A 17,609-nucleotide genomic window follows, 5' to 3' on the forward strand; every position below is an offset into this window, starting at 1 on the left:
CCGACATGTATCCGTTGTCGTTCGCGCAGCGGCGGTTGTGGTTCATCGGCCAGCTGGACGGCCCGAGCGCGGTCTACAACGTGCCGTTGGTGCTGCGGCTGTCCGGGCCGCTGGACCGCGGTGCGCTGGACGCGGCGGTCGCCGACGTGGTGGAGCGCCACGAAAGCCTGCGGACGGTCTTCCCCCTGGTGGACGGGGAACCGGCCCAGCGCGTCGTGCCCGCCGGCGAGGTCGCGCTGCCGGTGTCCTGGGTGGCCGCCTCCGACGGCGAGGTGGCCGGGCTGACGGCCGAGGCCGCGGGGTACGTGTTCGACCTGACGACCGAGATCCCGATCCGGGCGCAGGGGTTCTCGGTGGCGCCGGACGTGCACGTGCTGGTGCTGCTGGTGCACCACATCGCGTGCGACGGCTGGTCGTGGGGGATGCTCGGCCGCGACCTCGCCACGGCCTACGCGGCGCGGCTGTCGGGGACGGCGCCCGGCTGGGCCGAGCTGCCGGTCCAGTACATCGACTACACGTTGTGGCAGCGGGACCTGCTGGGCACCGGCGACGACCCGGACAGCCTGGTGTCGCGGCAGGCCGCGTTCTGGCGTGACGCGCTGGCGGAGCTGCCCGAAGAACTCCCGCTGCCGTTCGACCGGCCGCGGCCGGCGGTCGCCACCCACCGCGGTGCGGGCGTGCCGGTGTTCCTGGACGCGGCGACGCACGCGCGGATCGAGGAACTGGCCCGCCGGAGCGGTGTCACGCCGTTCATGGTGGTGCAGGCCGCGCTCGCCGTCCTGCTGTCGCGGCTGGGGGCCGGGACCGACATCCCGCTCGGGACGCCGGTGGCCGGCCGCGCCGACGAGATGCTGCGCGAACTGGTCGGGTTCTTCGTGAACACCCTGGTGCTGCGGACCGACGTCTCGGGCAACCCGACGTTCCACGAGCTGCTGGCCCGCGTCCGCGAGACCGACCTGGCGGCCTTCGAGCACCAGGACCTCCCGTTCGAGCGGCTGGTCGAGATCCTGGCCCCGCCGCGGTCGCTGGCCCGCCACCCGCTGTTCCAGGTGATGGTGGCCTTCGACGCCGACACCGGGACGTCCTTCGCCATGCCGGGCCTGCGGGTCGACGAAGTGGACGTCACGGGGTGGGACTCGGCGAAGTTCGACCTGAACTTCGAGTTCCGCGAGCGGTACGAGCCGGACGGGCGGCCGGCCGGGATCAGCGGCGTCGTCGAGTACGCCACCGATCTGTTCGACCACGCCACGGTCGAGGCGCTCGCCGCCCGGTTCACCGCGCTGGCCAGGCAGCTGATCGCCGATCCCGGCCGGCGCGTCGGCCTCGTCGACGTGCTGACCGGCCGGGAGCGCGAACTGCTGCTGAGCGCGTGGAACCCGGGCCCGCGGGACGTGCCGGACGCGACCTTGCCCGTTCTGTTCGAGGCGCAGGCCGCGAAGACCCCGGACGCCGGCGCGGTGACCTGCGGGGCCGTCTCGCTCACCTACGCCGAGCTGAACGCGCGGGCGAACCGCCTCGCGCGGCTGCTGGTCGGGCACGGCGCCGGTCCGGAGCGGTTCGTGGCGATCCGGTTGCCGCGGTCGGTGGACATGATTGTCGCGGTGTTAGCGGTCTTGAAATCCGGCGCCGCTTATCTGCCGGTCGATCCCGGGTTGCCGGCGCAGCGGGTCGAGCTGATGCTGGCGGACGTCGCTCCGGTGTACGTCATCACCGAGGACACTTTCGCTGTCTCGTCGGGAGAACCGGCGGGGAACCTCGACGACGGTGACCGGCTTTCGCCGTTGCTGCCGTGGCACCCGGCGTACGTCATCTACACCTCCGGGACGACGGGCAACCCGAAGGGCGTGGTGGTCCCGCACCGCAACGTCGTCAGCCTGATGCGCTCCACAGAGGACACTTACGGCTTCGGGCCGGACGACGTGTGGTCGCTGGTCGCCAGGCTGGCCTTCGACGTCTCGGTCTGGGAAATCTGGGGCGCGCTGCTCTACGGCGGCCGGCTGGTCGTGGTTCCGCAGGACGTGACGCGGTCGCCGGCGGAGCTGCTGGACCTGCTCGCCGCCGAGAAGGTGACAGTGCTCAACCAAACACCGTCCGCCTTCTACGAACTCGTCCGCGCCGAGCCGCGGGACCTCCACCTCCGCGCGATCGTCTTCGCCGGTGAGGCGCTGTCGTTCGAGCGCGTCCAGGAGTGGTACGCCCGGTATCCGGAGAGTGCCGCACGGCTGGTGAACATGTACGGGATCACCGAAACCACTGTGCACGTGACCATCCTGGAACTCGACCCCGCGCTGGTGGCAGGCTCGCCCGCGCGCAGCCTGATCGGCCAGGCGATCCCCGGGCTCGCCCTGTACGTCCTGGACGCGAACCTGCAGCTGGTCCCGCCGGGCGTCGTCGGGGAGCTGTACGTGTCGGGGCCGCAGGTGGCGCGGGGGTACTCGAACCGGCCGGAGCTGACCGCGCAACGCTTCGTGGCGTGCCCGTTCGGCGCGCCGGGCGAGGTGATGTACCGCTCGGGCGACCTCGCGCGCTGGCGGGCCGACGGCAGCCTGGAGTACCTGGGCCGCGCCGACGACCAGGTGAAGATCCGCGGCTTCCGCATCGAGCTCGGCGAAGTGGCGGCCGTGCTGGGCGCTCAGGAGGGCGTGGCGCAGGCCGCCGTCATCGTGCGCGAGGACCGGCCGGGCGACCAGCGGCTGGTCGGCTACGTCGTCCCGGCCCGCGGCGCGTCCGTGGTGCCCGCGCAGGTGCGCGAGGTCATGGGCGAAACGCTGCCGGAGTACATGATCCCGGTGGTCGTCGAGGTCGGCCGGCTGCCGCTGACGGCCAACGGCAAACTCGACCGCCGGGCGCTGCCGGCGCCGGACTACGCGGGGGCGGCGGCCGGCCGGTCGCCGCGGTCACCGCTCGAGGTGCTGCTCTGCGGCGTGCTGGCGGACGTGCTCGGCGTCGACCGGGTCGGGGTCGACGACAGCTTCTTCGCGCTGGGCGGCCATTCCCTGCTCGCGACGCGGCTGGCGAGCCGCGTCCGGTCGGTGCTGGGCCTGGAACTGAGTGTCCGCCAGGTGTTCGAGTTCCCCACGGTCGCCGGCATGGCGCGGTGTCTCGACGGCGGCGGCGGGCAGGTCCGGCCCGCGCTCGTCCGGGCCGGCCGGCCCGAGCGGGTGCCGTTGTCGTTCGCGCAGCGGCGGCTGTGGTTCCTCGGGCAGCTCGAAGGACCGAGCGCGGTCTACAACGTGCCGCTGGTGCTCGGGCTGTCCGGGGCGCTGGACGTCGATGCGCTGAAGGCCGCGCTGGCCGACGTCGTGGAGCGCCACGAAAGCCTGCGGACCACCTTCCCCGTCGTGGACGGCGAGCCCGTCCAGCGGGTGGTGCCGGCGGCCGAAGCCGTGCTGCCGGTGGCGTGGGCCGACGCCGGCGCGGATCGCCTGGCGGAGCTCGTGGCCGGGGCCACGGGGCACGTGTTCGACCTGGCCACCGAGCTTCCGGTGCGCGCACAGGGTTTCTCGGCCGGGGCGGCCGAACACGTGCTGGTGCTGCTGGTGCACCACATCGCGTGCGACGGCTGGTCCATGGGGCTGCTGGCCCGCGATCTGGCGACGGCCTACACCGCGCGCCTGGCCGGGGTGGCGCCGGAGTGGGCCGAGCTGCCGGTCCAGTACGCCGACTACACGCTGTGGCAGCGGGCCCTGCTGGGCTCGGAGAACGATCCGGCCAGCGTGGTGGCCCGCCAGTCCGCGTTCTGGCGTACCGCGCTCTCGGGACTGCCGGAAGAGCTGACGCTGCCGTTCGACCGCCCGCGGCCGACCGTGGCCGGCCACCGCGGTGCGGAGGTCCCGGTCGTCCTGGCCGCCCCGGTGCACACGCGGATCGAGGAGCTGGCGCGCCAGGTGGGCGTGACGCCGTTCATGGTGGTGCAGGCGGCGCTCGCGGTGCTGCTTTCCCGGCTCGGCGCCGGGCCGGACATCCCGCTGGGCACGCCGGTCGCGGGGCGCGTCGACGAGGCCCTGCACGACCTGGCCGGGTTCTTCATCAACACGCTGGTGCTGCGGACGGACGTCTCCGGGAATCCGACGTTCCACGAGCTGCTGGCCCGGGTGCGTGAGACCGACCTGGCGGCGTTCGAGCACCAGGACCTGCCGTTCGAGCGGCTGGTCGAAATCCTCGACCCGCCGCGGTCGCTGGGGCGGCACCCGCTGTTCCAGGTCATGCTCGCCTTCGACACCGCGGACGAGCCCGCGGTCGACCTGCCGGGCCTGCGGGCCGGCGAGCTGGACGTGTCCGGACGGGACTCGGCAAAGTTCGACCTGAACTTCGAGTTCCGCGAGCGGTTCGAGCCGGACGGCCGTCCGGCGGGGATCGCCGGCGTCGTCGAGTACGCCACCGACCTGTTCGACCACGACACCGCCGAGGCACTGGCCGGCCGGCTGGTCCGGCTGGTCGAGCAGCTGGCCGGGGCGCCCGGCGAACCGATCGGTCGCGCCGAGGTGCTGACCGCCCGGGAACGGCGGTTGCTGCTCGAGGAGTGGAACCCCGGCGCCCGGGAGGTGCCGGGGGACACCTTGCCCGCGTTGTTCGAGGCGCAGGCGCGGCGCACGCCCGACGCCGTCGCGGTGACCGACGGCACCGTCTCGCTGACGTACGCCGAGCTGGACGCGCAGGCGAACCGGCTCGCGCGGCTGCTCGTCGAGCACGGGGCCGGGCCGGAGCGGTACGTGGCCGTGCTGCTGCCCCGCTCGGCCGGGATGATCGTCGCGGTGCTGGCCGTCCTCAAGGCGGGCGCCGCCTACCTGCCGGTCAACCCCGCGCTGCCGCGGCAGCGGATCGAGCTGATGCTGGCCGACGTCGCCCCGGTGCTGACCATCACCGAAGACACGTTCGCCGCGGCTGCCGGGAAACCGGCCGGCCCCCTCGACGACGGCGAGCGGGCCGCACCGCTGCTGCCGTGGCACCCGGCGTACGTCATCTACACCTCCGGGACGACGGGCCACCCGAAGGGCGTGGTGATCCCGCACCGCAACGTCGTGAGCCTGATGTCCGGCACGGAAAGCACGTACGGCTTCGGGCCGGACGACGTGTGGGCGATGGTCCACTCGCTCGCCTTCGACGTCTCGGTCTGGGAGATCTGGGGCGCGCTGCTCTACGGCGGCCGGCTCGTGGTGGTCTCCCAGGATGTCACCCGCTCGCCGGCGGACCTGCTGGAGCTGCTGGTCACCGAGAAGGTGACGGTGCTCAACCAGACGCCGTCCGCCTTTTACGAGCTGGCCCGCACCGACGCCCGCGGGCTCAGCCTCCGCCTGATCGTCTTCGCCGGCGAGGCGTTGTCGTTCGAGCGGATCCGCGATTGGTACGCCGGGCACCCGGAAAGCGCGGCGCAGCTGGCGAACATGTACGGCATCACCGAAACCACCGTGCACGTCACCATCCTCGCGCTGGATCCCGCCCTGGTGAACCGATCGCTCACCCGCAGCCTCATCGGCACCGCGATCCCCGGGCTCGCGCTTTACGTCCTGGACGAAGGCCTGCGGCCGGCCCCGCCGGGCGTGGCGGGCGAGCTGTACGTGTCGGGGCCGCAGGTGGCCCGCGGCTACCTGAACCGGCCGGAGCTGACCGCGCAACGCTTTGTGGCGTGCCCGTTCGGCGCACCGGGCGAGGTGATGTACCGCTCGGGCGACCTGGCCCGGTGGCGGGCCGACGGCAGTCTCGAATTCCTGGGCCGCGCGGACGACCAGGTGAAGATCCGCGGCTTCCGGATCGAACTCGGTGAAGTCGAAGCGGTCCTGAGCGCGCGGCCCGAGGTGGCGCGGGCCGCGGTGATCGTGCGCGAGGACCGGCCGGGCGACAAGCGCCTGGTCGGGTACGTGGTGCCGGCGGCCGGGGTCGCGGTGGATCCCGCGCGGGTGCGGGAGTTCCTCGGCGAGTCGCTGCCGGACTACATGGTCCCGGCCGCGCTGGTCGTGGTCGACGGCCTGCCGCTGACGGTCAACGGGAAGCTGGACCGGCGTGCGCTGCCGGCCCCGGACTATTCGGGGGCGGCCGCCGGCCGGGCGCCGCGGTCACCGCTGGAGGCGTCGCTGTGCGACCTGCTCGCAGAGGTCCTCGACGTCGACCGGGTCGGGATCGACGACAGCTTCTTCGACCTCGGCGGCCATTCCCTGCTCGCCACGCGGCTGACCAGCCGGGTGCGGTCGGCGCTGGGCCGGGAGCTGAGCGTGCGCCAGGTGTTCGAGTTCCCCACGGCCGCCGGGCTGGCCGGCTGCCTCGACGGTGCCGCCGGGCAGGCCCGGCCCGCGCTGGCGGCGGCCGACCGGCCCGAGCGGCTGCCGTTGTCGTTCGCGCAGTGGCGGTTGTGGTTCATCGGCCAGCTCGAAGGCCCCGGCCCGGTCTACAACGTGCCGCTGCCGCTGCGGCTCTCCGGGACGCTGGACGTCGCCGCACTGCGGGCGGCGCTGGCCGACGTCGTCGGGCGGCACGCGAGCCTGCGGACGATCTTCCCCGTGGTGGACGGCGAACCGGTGGCGCGGGTCGTGCCCGCGGACGAGGTCCTGCTGCCGGTCGAGTGGGGCGACGCCCCGGCGGACCTGGCGGCCGAGGCCGTGTTCGACCTGACCACCGAGATCCCGGTGCGCGCCCGGGGGTTCTCGACCGGACCGGAGGAGCACGTCCTGCTGCTGCTGGTGCACCACATCGCCTGTGACGGCTGGTCGATGGAGGTGCTGGGCCGCGACCTCGCGACCGCGTACGCGGCGCGGCTGGCGGGAACGGCGCCGGGCTGGGCCGAACTGCCGGTCCAGTACACGGACTACGCGTTGTGGCAGCGGGAGCTGCTGGGCTCGGAGGACGATCCGGCCAGCGTGGTGGCCCGGCAGTCCGCGTTCTGGCGCGAGACCCTGGCGGACCTGCCGGAGGAGCTGGCGCTGCCGTTCGACCGGCCGCGGCCGGCCGTGGCCAGTCACCGCGGCGGGCACGTGCCGGTGCGCATCGGCGCGGACGTGCACGCGCGGATCGACGACTTGGCGCGCCTGGCGGGCGTGACGCCGTTCATGGTGGTGCAGGCGGCGGTGGCGGTGCTGCTGTCCCGGCTGGGGGCGGGGACCGATATCCCGCTGGGTACGCCGGTGGCCGGTCGCGCCGACGAGGCTCTGCACGACCTGGTCGGGTTCTTCGTCAACACCTTGGTATTGCGGACCGACGTGTCGGGCGACCCGACGTTCCGCGAGCTGCTGGTCCGGGTGCGGGAGACCGACTTGGCGGCGTTCGAGCACCAGGACCTGCCCTTCGAACGGCTGACGGAAATCCTCGACCCGCCGCGGTCCCTGGCCCGCCACCCGCTGTTCCAGGTGATGCTGGTCTTCGACACCACGGCCGGGGTTTCCTTCGCCGCGCCGGGCCTGCGGGCCACCGAACTGCAGCTCCCGGGCCGGACTTGGGCGAAGTTCGACCTGAACTTCGGCTTCGGGGAGGTGCGGGACGACGGCGGACGGCCGGGCGGGATCACCGGCGGCATCGAGTACGCCACCGACCTGTTCGACGACGACACGATCCGGACCCTCGCCGGCCGCCTGGTGCGGCTGGTCGAGCACCTGGTCGCCGGCCCCGACCGGCCCATCGGGCAGGCGGAGGTCCTGACCGGCCGGGAGCGCGAGGTGCTGCTCACCGAGTGGAACCCCGGCGTTGTGCCGGTCCCCGAAGCCACGATTCCCGCGTTGTTCGAGGCCCGCGTCCGGGAAACGCCGGGCGCGGTCGCGCTGGTGTCCGGTGCGGAATCGCTGTCGTACGCGGATCTGAACGCGCAGGCGAACCGGCTGGCGCGGGTGCTCGTGGCGCAGGGCGCCGGCCCGGAGCGGTTCGTGGGCGTGCGGCTGCCGCGGTCGGCCGAGCAGATCGTGGCGGTCCTCGCGGTGCTGAAAGCGGGCGCCGCCTACCTCCCGATCGATCCCGCACTGCCCCCGCACCGCATCGGTTTCCTGCTGGACGACGCCGCCCCGGTCGCGATCGTCACCGAGGAGACGTTCGCCGCCGCCGAGGCGCAGGCGGCGGACGACCTCCCCGACCGCGAGCGCGTCTCACCGCTGCTGCCGTCGCATCCGGCGTACGTCATCCACACGTCCGGGACGACCGGCCGTCCGAAGGGCGTGGTCGTCCCGCACCGCAACGTCGCCGGCCTGCTGAGCGCCACCCGGGCTGCGTTCGCGTTCGGGCCGGACGACGTGTGGGCGATGGTCCACTCGCTCGCCTTCGACTTCTCGGTGTGGGAGATCTGGGGCGCGCTGCTCCACGGTGGCCGGCTGGTCGTGGTGCCGCAGGACGTGACGCGGTCGCCGGCGGAGCTGCTGGACCTGCTGGCCGCCGAGCGGGTGACGGTGCTGAACCAGACGCCGTCCGCCTTCGCCGAACTGGTCCGTGCCGAACCGCGCGATCTGTGTCTCCGACACGTCGTCTTCGGCGGTGAGGCGTTGTCGGCCGAGCACGTCCGGGCGTGGTTCGCCCGCTACCCGGGCAGTTCCGCGCGGCTGGTGAACATGTACGGCATCACCGAAACCACCGTGCACGTCACGCACCTGACCCTGGATTCCGATGTGGACGGTCCGCGCATCGGCATCGGCAGCCCCGTCCCGGGGATGGCCGTCTTCGTGCTGGATTCCGCGCTGCGGCTGGTCCCGCCGGGCGTCGCCGGGGAGTTGTACGTGGCCGGCCCGCAGCTGGCGCGGGGGTACCTGAACCGCCCGGGGCTGACGGCGGAACGGTTCGTGGCGTGCCCGTTCGGGGCGCCGGGCGAGGCAATGTACCGCTCGGGCGACCTGGCGCGCTGGCGGGCCGACGGCCGCCTGGAGTACCTGGGCCGCGCGGACGACCAGGTGAAGATCCGCGGCTTCCGGATCGAGCTCGGCGAGGTGCGGGCGGCCCTGGCTGCCGTACCCGGTGTCGCGCAGGCCGTGGTGGTCGTGCGCGAGGACCGGCCCGGGGACAGCCGCCTGGTCGGTTACGTGGTGCCCGCGGCGGGGGTGTCGTTGGTGCCCGCGGAGGTGCGGGGGATCGCCGGCGAGTCGTTGCCGGAGTACATGGTCCCGATGGTCGTCGAGCTCGACCGGCTGCCGCTGACCGCCAACGGGAAGCTCGACCGCCGGGCCCTGCCCGCACCCGAACGCCCGGGGACCGCCGGCCGTCCGCCGCGGACGCCCCTGGAAGCGTCGTTGTGCGGTGTGCTGGCCGAAGTGCTCGGCATCGAGCAGGCCGGCGTCGACGACAGCTTCTTCGACCTCGGCGGGCATTCCCTGCTGGCGACGCGGCTGGCGAGCCGGCTGCGGACGGAACTGGGCCTGGAGCTGAGCGTCCGCCAGGTGTTCGAGACCCCGACCGTCGCCGGCCTCGTCGAACGCCTCGGCCACACCCGGGTCCGGCCGCCGCTGGTCCCGGTGGCGCGGCCGGAGCGGGTGCCGCTGTCGTTCGCGCAGTGGCGGCTGTGGTTCATCGGCCAGCTGGAGGGGCCGAGCGCGGTCTACAACGTGCCGCTGGTGCTCGGGCTGTCCGGAACGCTGGACGTCGGCGCGCTCGAGGCGGCGCTGGGTGACGTCGCCGGCCGCCACGAGAGCTTGCGGACGGTGTTCCCGGTGCTCGACGGGGAACCGGTGCAGCAGGTGGTGCCCGCGGACGACGTCACGCTGCCGCTGGAGTGGGCCGACGCCCCGGCCGACCGGCTGCCCGCCTTGGTGGCCGAAGCGGCCGGGTACGTCTTCGACCTGGCGGCCGAGCTCCCGGTCCGGGTCCGCGGGTTCTCGGCCGGGCCGGCCGAGCACGTGCTCGTGGTGCTCGTCCACCACATCGCGTCCGACGGCTGGTCGCTGTCCGTCCTGGGCCGCGACATCGCCGAGGCGTACGCGGCGCGGCTGGCCGGGGCGGCGCCGGAGTGGGCCGCGTTGCCGGTCCAGTACGCCGATTACGCGTTGTGGCAGCGGGAGTTGCTGGGTTCGGAGGACGATCCGCACAGTCTGCTGGCGCGGCAGTCCGCGTTCTGGCGCGAGACCCTGGCGGACCTGCCGGAGGAGCTGACGTTGCCGTTCGACCGGCCGCGGCCGGCGGTGGCGAGCTACCGTGGCGCGGAAGTCCCCGTGGCCGTGGCCGCGCCGATCGGAGAGCTGGCGCGCCGGACCGGCGTGACGCCGTTCATGGTGGTGCAGGCGGCGCTGGCGGTGCTCCTGGCCCGGCTGGGGGCCGGGACGGACATCCCGCTGGGCACCCCGGTGGCCGGCCGGGCCGACGAGGCCCTGCACGACCTGGCCGGGTTCTTCGTCAACACCTTGGTGCTGCGGACTGATGTTTCGGGCGACCCGACGTTCCGCGAGCTGCTGACGCGGGTGCGGGAGACCGACCTGGCGGCCTTCGAGCACCAGGACCTGCCGTTCGAGCGGTTGATGGAGCTTCTCGACCCGCCGCGGTCGCTGGCCCGGCACCCGCTGTTCCAGGTGATGCTGGCCTTCGACACCACCGACGCCGTCTCGTTCACCATGCCCGGCCTGCGGGTCGGCGAGCTGGACGTGCCCGGCCGGGATTCGGCGAAGTTCGACCTGAACTTCGCGCTCCGCGAATCGGCAGGCTCGGCCGGCGTCACGGGTGTCATCGAGTACGCCACCGACCTGTTCGACCACGACACGGTCCAGGCCCTCGCCGAGCGGTTCACCGCTCTGCTCGGGCAGCTGACCACCGACCCCGACCGGCCGGTGAGCCAGGCCGACGTGCTGACCGGCGGGGAACGCGAGCTGCTGCTCGCCGCCGGGAAGTCCGTGACCGTACCGGCAGTCACCGTGCCGGAGTTGTTCGAGGCGCGGGTCCGGGAGACGCCGGACGCGGTGGCGGTGGTGTCGGGAGTGACTTCGCTGTCGTACGCGGAGGTCAACGCGCGGGCGAACTGCCTCGCGCGGCTGCTGGTCGGGCACGGCGCCGGGCCGGAGCGGTTCGTGGCGATCCGGCTGCCGCGGTCGGTGGACATGATCGTCGCGGTGCTGGCGGTCTTGAAATCCGGCGCCGCTTATCTGCCGGTCGATCCCGGGTTGCCGGCGCAGCGGGTCGAGCTGATGCTGGCCGACGTCGCTCCGGTGTACGTCATCACCGAGGGCACTTTCGCTGCCACGGCCGAGAAGGCCGCGAACGACCTCCTTGACGGTGACCGGCTTTCGCCGTTGCTGCCGTGGCACCCGGCTTACGTCATCTACACCTCCGGCACGACGGGCACTCCCAAGGGGGTGGTGGTCCCGCACCGCAACGTCGTCGCCCTGCTTCGGTCCACAGAGGACTTCTACGGCTTCGGGCCGGACGATGTGTGGGCGATGGTCCATTCCCTCGCCTTCGATTTCTCCGTGTGGGAGATCTGGGGGCCGTTGCTCCACGGTGGACGGCTGGTCGTGGTCCCGCAGGACGTGGCGCGGTCGCCGGCCGACCTGCTGGATCTGCTGGCCGCGGAGCAGGTGACGGTGCTCAACCAGACACCGTCCGCCTTCTCCGAACTCATCCACACCGAGGCCCGCGAGCTTCCGCTGCGCTTGATCATCTTCGGGGGTGAGGCGCTGTCGTTCGAGCGGGTCCAGGAGTGGTACGCACGCCACCCGGAGAGTGCCGCGCGGCTGGTGAACATGTACGGCATCACCGAAACCACCGTGCACGTCACCATGCTGCCGCTGGATTCCGGGCTGGTCGGCGATGCGTCCCGCAGTCTCGTCGGCCCGCCGATCCCGGGGCTCACCGTGTACGTCCTGGACGCGAACCTGCAGCTGGTCCCGCCCGGCGTCGTGGGCGAGCTCTACGTCGCCGGCCCGCAGGTGGCCCGCGGCTACCTGAACCGGCCCGGGCTGACGGCGGAACGGTTCGTGGCGTGCCCGTTCGGCGCGCCGGGCGAGCGGATGTACCGCTCGGGCGACCTGGCCCGCCGCCGGCCGGACGGCAGCCTGGAGTACCTGGGCCGCGCGGACGACCAGGTCAAGATCCGCGGCTTCCGGATCGAGCTCGGCGAGGTCGAGTCGGTGCTGCTGCGGCACCCGGGCGTGGCCCAGGCCGCGGCCGTCGTCCGCGAGGACCGGCCCGGCGACCGGCGGCTGGTGGCCTACGTGGTGCCGGCGGAACCGGTGGAACCGGCCCGGCTGCGCCGGTTCGCGGGGGAGTCGTTGCCGGAGTACATGGTCCCGATGGTCGTCGAGCTCGACCGGCTGCCGCTGACGTCCAGCGGCAAGCTGGACCGCCGGGCCCTGCCGGCCCCGCTCGCCGACCGGCCCGCACCCGCCGACGAACCCCGCAGCCCGCTGGAGAAGACCTTGTGCGGCCTCTTCGCCGAGGTGCTGGGCATCGAGCGCGCCGGGATCGACGACGGCTTCTTCGACCTGGGCGGGCATTCCCTGCTCGTCAGCCGGCTGGTTTCCCGCGTCCGCGCGGAACTGGGGGTGGAGCTGGGCATCCGGACGTTGTTCGAGAACCCGACCGTCGCCGGCTTGGCCGGACGGCTGGACCGGGCCCAGAGCGACTCCTTCGCGACCCTGCTCCCGCTGCGGGCCGAAGGCGACCTCGCCCCGGTGTTCCTGGTCCACCCGATCGGCGGCCTGAGCTGGTGCTACTCGCGGCTGCTGCCGCACATCCCGAAGGGCCACCCGGTCTACGGCCTCCAGTCGAGCGCATATGCCGACCCCCAGCGGCGGCCGGGGTCGGTCCGGGAACTGGCGGACGCGTACCTCGCGCAGGTGCGGCAGGTCCAGGCCACCGGGCCGTACACGCTGATGGGCTGGTCGTTCGGCGGCACGGTCGCCCAGGAAATGGCGGTGGTGCTGGAAGAACTCGCCGAGCCGGTGCCGCTGCTGGTGCTGTTCGACGCCGTCCCGTCGCCGGGTTCGGGCGGGGAAGCCGTGGACGAGCCGGCGGACGTCCTCGACCTCGTCGAGCAGTCGATCCGCGGAGCCGGTGACCTGGCCGAGCTGTCGGCCACCCGGGTCGCCGGGCTCACCGAGATCGCCCGCCACTGCCTGCGCCTGTTCGACGCGCACCGGACGCGGGTGTTCGGCGGCCGGATCGTCAGCATCGAGGCGACGGGTTCCCGGAAGCTCCGCGAAGAAGACGGCCTCGGCTGGGGCGGCTTCGCCACGGGCGAAGTCGAGGTCCACGAAGTCGATTGCCGGCACGAGGAAGTGCTGGACCCCCGGCCGGTCCGGCACTTCGGGCCGGTCCTGCGCGACCTCGTGACCCGAACCGCCGCCGCGGCCGAAGCAGGGTGACGTCAGTGAAGGCCGCGGTCACGGACTCGAAGTTCGTGACCGCGGCCTGCACGGCACGCTAGGCGACCGGAGCGGACTCGGCCGTGCTGCGCCGCAGGCCGCGGACCTGCTTGCTGCACAAGGCGAGCAGCGTCGCGACCACGATGACGGCGGCGCCGCACAGCAGCACCGGTTCGCGGCCCCAGCGTTCGGCGAGCGGCCCGGCGGCCACCTGCCCGATCGGCACGGCGATGATCGAGCCGAGGACGTCGTAGGAGTAGACCCGGGCGAGCCGGTCGGCCGGCACGTGCTCCTGCAGCGAAACGTCCCACGCGACGGCGCCCATCTCGATGGCGCAGCCGGTCAGCAGCATGACGGCCACGAGCAGCACCACGTTCGGCGCTTTCGCCAGCACCAGCAGCGGAATCGCGTTGCAGAGCACGAACGCGACGCCGATCGCCAGCGCGCGCTGCGGCCGCCAGTGCGCGGCCACCACCCCGCCGAGCACCCAGCCCAGGGTTTCCGCGGCCAGCACCAGGCCCCAGCCCGCCCGGCCGAAGGTGTCGTCCGCGATGGCGGGCCCGAGCACGAAGATCCCGCCCGCCGCGGCCGCGTTCACCAGCATGAACTGCAGCACGACGACCCAGACCCAGGTCCGCGACCGGAATTCCTGCCAGCCTTCGGCGAGTTCGGCGAACGGCCGCGACTTCCCGGTCCGTTCCAGGCGGGCGATCCGCAGGCGGCGGTAGGAAAGCGCGGCGAACAGGAACAGCGCGGCGTTCGCGGCGATCGCCCAGCCCGAGCCGAACGCGGCCACCAGCACACCGCCCGCCGCGGCGCCGACGAACCGGCCCGTGTTGGACAGCATCCGGTTCAGCGCGTTGGCCGGCTGGAGCAGCGTGGCCGGCACGGTTTGCGGGACGATCGAGGAGGAAGCGGGCAACGCGATGGCCGACACCGCGCCGTTGGCCATGCTGAGCCCGAGGAGCAACGGGACGGAAGCGAACCCGCCGAGCACGCTGACCGCGATGGCGGCCTGCGTGATCGCCGCCGCGGTTTCGGTGCCCTGCAGGATGACCGACCGCGGCAGCCGGTCGGCGAGCACCCCGCCGAAGAGGACCAGCAACACGTTCGTCAGCGACCGAGCACCGACGACGATCCCGAGGTCGACGGCGGAGCCGGTGAGGTCCAGCACGGCGAACGCGAGCGCGACCGGCGCGACGGCGTTGCCGAATTCGGCGAAGGTGCGCCCGGTGACCAACCGCCGGAAGTCGGCATGGCGCAAGGGAGCGGTCAGTGTATTGGCCCGGGACATGCCGCGAGTATGTCAACGGCCGCGGGAACTGCGCAACTGACCATCGTCTTGTGTGCCGAGTGGTGACACGCACCGGAAAACCGGTCCGTTCGAGCCGGGGGAATCCGCACTGTGGTACCGCTGCGTACGCTAGGATGCGGACCGCCGTCCGGCTCGCGAAGAAGACCGACGCGTCGGTCGCCGGGATCACACCCGGCCCTGCGGACAATACGAAGGAATACTCGCCGGAATCGGATTCCGGGAATCCGGCAGCACGGCCGGCGGCGCGATCGCCACCACGAGACCGGACTCCTGGCCGTCGCGATCATCGGCGCGGGTGCGCTCGCCTACTTGATATTGGCCACAAAGGACATCCGGGACCACTTCGCGCCGAAGCCGGAGCCGATGAAGATCTGGGACGCGTAGTCAGGGAGACCTGTCCGTGTGCCACGAACGGGTCAGTGTCCTCGTGGTCAGAGCCTCGCGGGGTTCATTCGATGGTGTCACGAGGTGGAAGGCCGACCCGGTGCCGCAGTAATTTCTGCTTCCGCGCGGCGTAGAACGCTGCCTTGGTCACGGGCCCCTCGACGGCGGCACGGGCCATTGAGCCACCGCGAGTCGGCGGTCGTGCGGAAACGGAATGGGAGTCGACACCAGAGTGACCGTCACCGAAGAGATCACCACGCTTCTGCACCGCAACTTCGGCATCGAACCGGGGGAGGTGCGGTGCGAAGCGTCGCTGCACGACCTGGGGATGGATTCGCTGGCCCTGGAGGAACTGCGCGTCCTGCTCGAAGAACGCCTGGACATCGACCTGGAAGACGTGCAGCTGACCTCCCGGGAGACCGTGGGGCAGCTGGCGACGGCCGTCGACGCGAAGACCGCGCGGTGACGGCGCGTCCGGCAGCGGCGGTGACCGGACTGGGCCTGGTCACCGCGGCCGGCGTCGGCGCCGACGCCGCGTGGCGGGGTGTCACCGGGTCCGGCGCCGCCCCGGGAGTCCGCCACTTTGCGGAACTGCAGGGGTTGTCCTGCGATTTCATGTACACCATCGACGATCTCGACACCGAGAGCGTGCTGGGAGTGCCGGCCCTGCGGATGATGGACCGGTTCTCCCAGCTCGCCGTGATCGCGGCCCGGGAGGCGGTGGCCGACGCCGGTCTCGACACCTCGGTGTGGGAAACGGACCGGGTCGCGGTCGTCATCGGGTCCGCCCACGGCGGCCTTCCGTTCTACGACCGGCAAAGCGCCGTGCTCGCGGAGAAGGGCGTCCGGCGGGTCTCGCCGAAACTCGCGCCCATGACCACGGTGAACAGCGCCGCCAGCAGCGTGTGCATGGACCTCGGCGCCCGGGGACCGAGCCTGAGCGTCTCCACCGCGTGTTCGTCGGGCACCGTCGCGATCGGGACGGCACTGCAGCTGCTGCGCGCCGGCGCGTGCGACATCGTCATCGCCGGCGGCGCCGAATCCGTGTGCTCCCGGTTGCTGATCGCCAGCGCCTGTCAGATGCGGGCGGTGTCCACGCGCCGGGACGACCCGGCCACGGCGTGCCGCCCGTTCGACGCCGACCGCGACGGGTTCGTGGTGGGGGAGGGCGCCGGTCTCGTCGTTCTGGAGCGCCCCGAGCACGCCGCGGCACGCGGGGCGCGGATCCGGGCGGGCATCGCGGGTTACGGCGCGTCCAGCGACGCGTACGCGGCGGTGGCGCCGGACCCGGAAGGTGCGGGGATCGAACGGGCGCTGCGGACCGCGCTGGCCGACGCGGACATGGGAACGGCCGAGGCGGGCCACGTCAACGCCCACGGCACGTCCACCGTGATGAACGACCTGATCGAGGCCACTGTGCTGCACAGGGTGCTCGGCGACCGGCCGCTGGTGACCTCGACCAAGGCGATGACCGGGCACGCGCTCGGCGCGGCCGGCGGCATCGAAACCGCGCTCACCGTGCTGGCCCTCGAGCGGCAGCTGGTGCCGCCCACGGGCAACTTCCGGACCCGGGACATCCGGATCCCGATCGACGTCGTCGCCAAGGAAGCCCGGCCGGCCGCGTTCGAGTGCGCGGTGAAGACGTCGATGGGCTTCGGCGGCCACAACGCCGCCCTCGTCCTCACGAAGAGCTGCTGAGCCCCCGTCCCGGAGCAGAAGGAGATCATGCGCGAGGAAGTGATCCGCCCGCTGACGCTCGGCGGAACGCGGTTCAGCTACCGGCTCCTCCGGCACCCCGGCCCGCGGACGGAACCGGTGGTCGTGCTCGGTGGCGGGTTCCAGGGCAGCCGGGGCTGGCCGCACATGGAGGACCGGATCACCCCGGTGGCGGACTTCGTGACGGCGGACCTGCCCGGCGTGGGCGCGTCCGATTCCCTGCCGCCCGGCGCCGGAACGGAGTTCGCGGGCGCCGCGGTCGACCGGATCCTCGACGACCTCGGTGCGCCGCGGGTGAACCTGTTCGGCTACTCCTACGGCGCGGAACTGGCCTTCGGCTGCGCGCAGCGCAATCCGCACCGCATCGCGCGCCTGATGCTCGGCGGCGTGGTCTCGCACACCAGCTCCGCCCAGCGGGAGTCGTTGCGGCTGGCGGCCGGTCACCTCGCGAAGGGCGACACCGAGAACTTCGCCGCGGTGGCCGCGCGGATGCAGCTGTGCCTCGACGAGGACCGCCACATCCCACGCCGTTCCCTGGTGTACCGCTACGTCAAGCGCTCGATGCTGCACGTCGCCGTCCACGTGCCCGACGTGCTGGATTACCTGCAGCGGTCGCTGATCAGCAGCCCGTCCTTCGACGGCGGCCTGTCCGGGGTACCGGCCCTGGTGTTCACCGGCGAGCACGACTCCATCACCACCCCGGACCGGCAACGCACCTTCGCGGCCACGATCCGGGGCAGCCGCTTCGCCGCCATCAAGGATTCCGACCACTGGGTCGTCCTGGAACGCGCGGCCGATGTCGCCGACTTGACCGTTCGCTTCTTCACCGATCAGCCCTGGGACGCCGCCCCGTACGTGGCGCATCCGCCGCCGGCGCCGTCAAACGTCACTTTCGGATGATTCTTCGCCGCATTCGAATTGCTGGCTGTCTCGATGTTGCCGACACT

At 72.7% G+C, this 17,609-nt stretch carries 5 protein-coding genes; 4 read left to right on the forward strand and 1 reads right to left on the reverse strand.

The window, feature by feature from the left end; translation table 11 throughout:
- The first annotated feature begins 5 nt into the window (after window positions 1–5).
- A complete protein-coding gene (locus tag AB0M93_RS02430; protein WP_364267487.1) occupies window positions 6–13,247 on the forward strand; it encodes an amino acid adenylation domain-containing protein in 13,242 nt (4,413 codons plus the stop codon).
- A 58-nt stretch (window positions 13,248–13,305) separates the two neighbouring features.
- On the opposite strand, the gene AB0M93_RS02435 is transcribed toward AB0M93_RS02430, so the two are convergent.
- The gene (locus tag AB0M93_RS02435) at window positions 13,306–14,541 is read right to left on the reverse strand and encodes an MFS transporter (protein WP_364267490.1); all 1,236 of its coding nucleotides are present in this window, start codon (window positions 14,539–14,541) and stop codon (window positions 13,306–13,308) included.
- A 637-nt stretch (window positions 14,542–15,178) separates the two neighbouring features.
- On the opposite strand from AB0M93_RS02435, the gene AB0M93_RS02440 reads away from it, so the two are divergent.
- From AB0M93_RS02440 to AB0M93_RS02450, 3 genes are read left to right on the forward strand one after another with little or no spacing between them, the layout of a single operon-like run.
- A complete protein-coding gene (locus tag AB0M93_RS02440) occupies window positions 15,179–15,412 on the forward strand; it encodes a phosphopantetheine-binding protein (protein WP_364267493.1) in 234 nt (77 codons plus the stop codon).
- Between the two features lie 20 nt (window positions 15,413–15,432).
- Entirely contained in the window at window positions 15,433–16,644 is a 1,212-nt protein-coding gene (locus tag AB0M93_RS02445) for a beta-ketoacyl-[acyl-carrier-protein] synthase family protein (RefSeq protein ID WP_364267496.1), read from the forward strand.
- A gap of 27 nt (window positions 16,645–16,671) precedes the next feature.
- Entirely contained in the window at window positions 16,672–17,562 is an 891-nt protein-coding gene (locus AB0M93_RS02450) for an alpha/beta hydrolase (protein WP_364267498.1), read from the forward strand.
- Window positions 17,563–17,609: the final 47 nt, after the last annotated feature.

This window comes from Amycolatopsis sp. NPDC051102 (assembly GCF_040682815.1).
In the GTDB taxonomy this organism is placed as follows: Bacteria; Actinomycetota; Actinomycetes; order Mycobacteriales; family Pseudonocardiaceae; genus Amycolatopsis.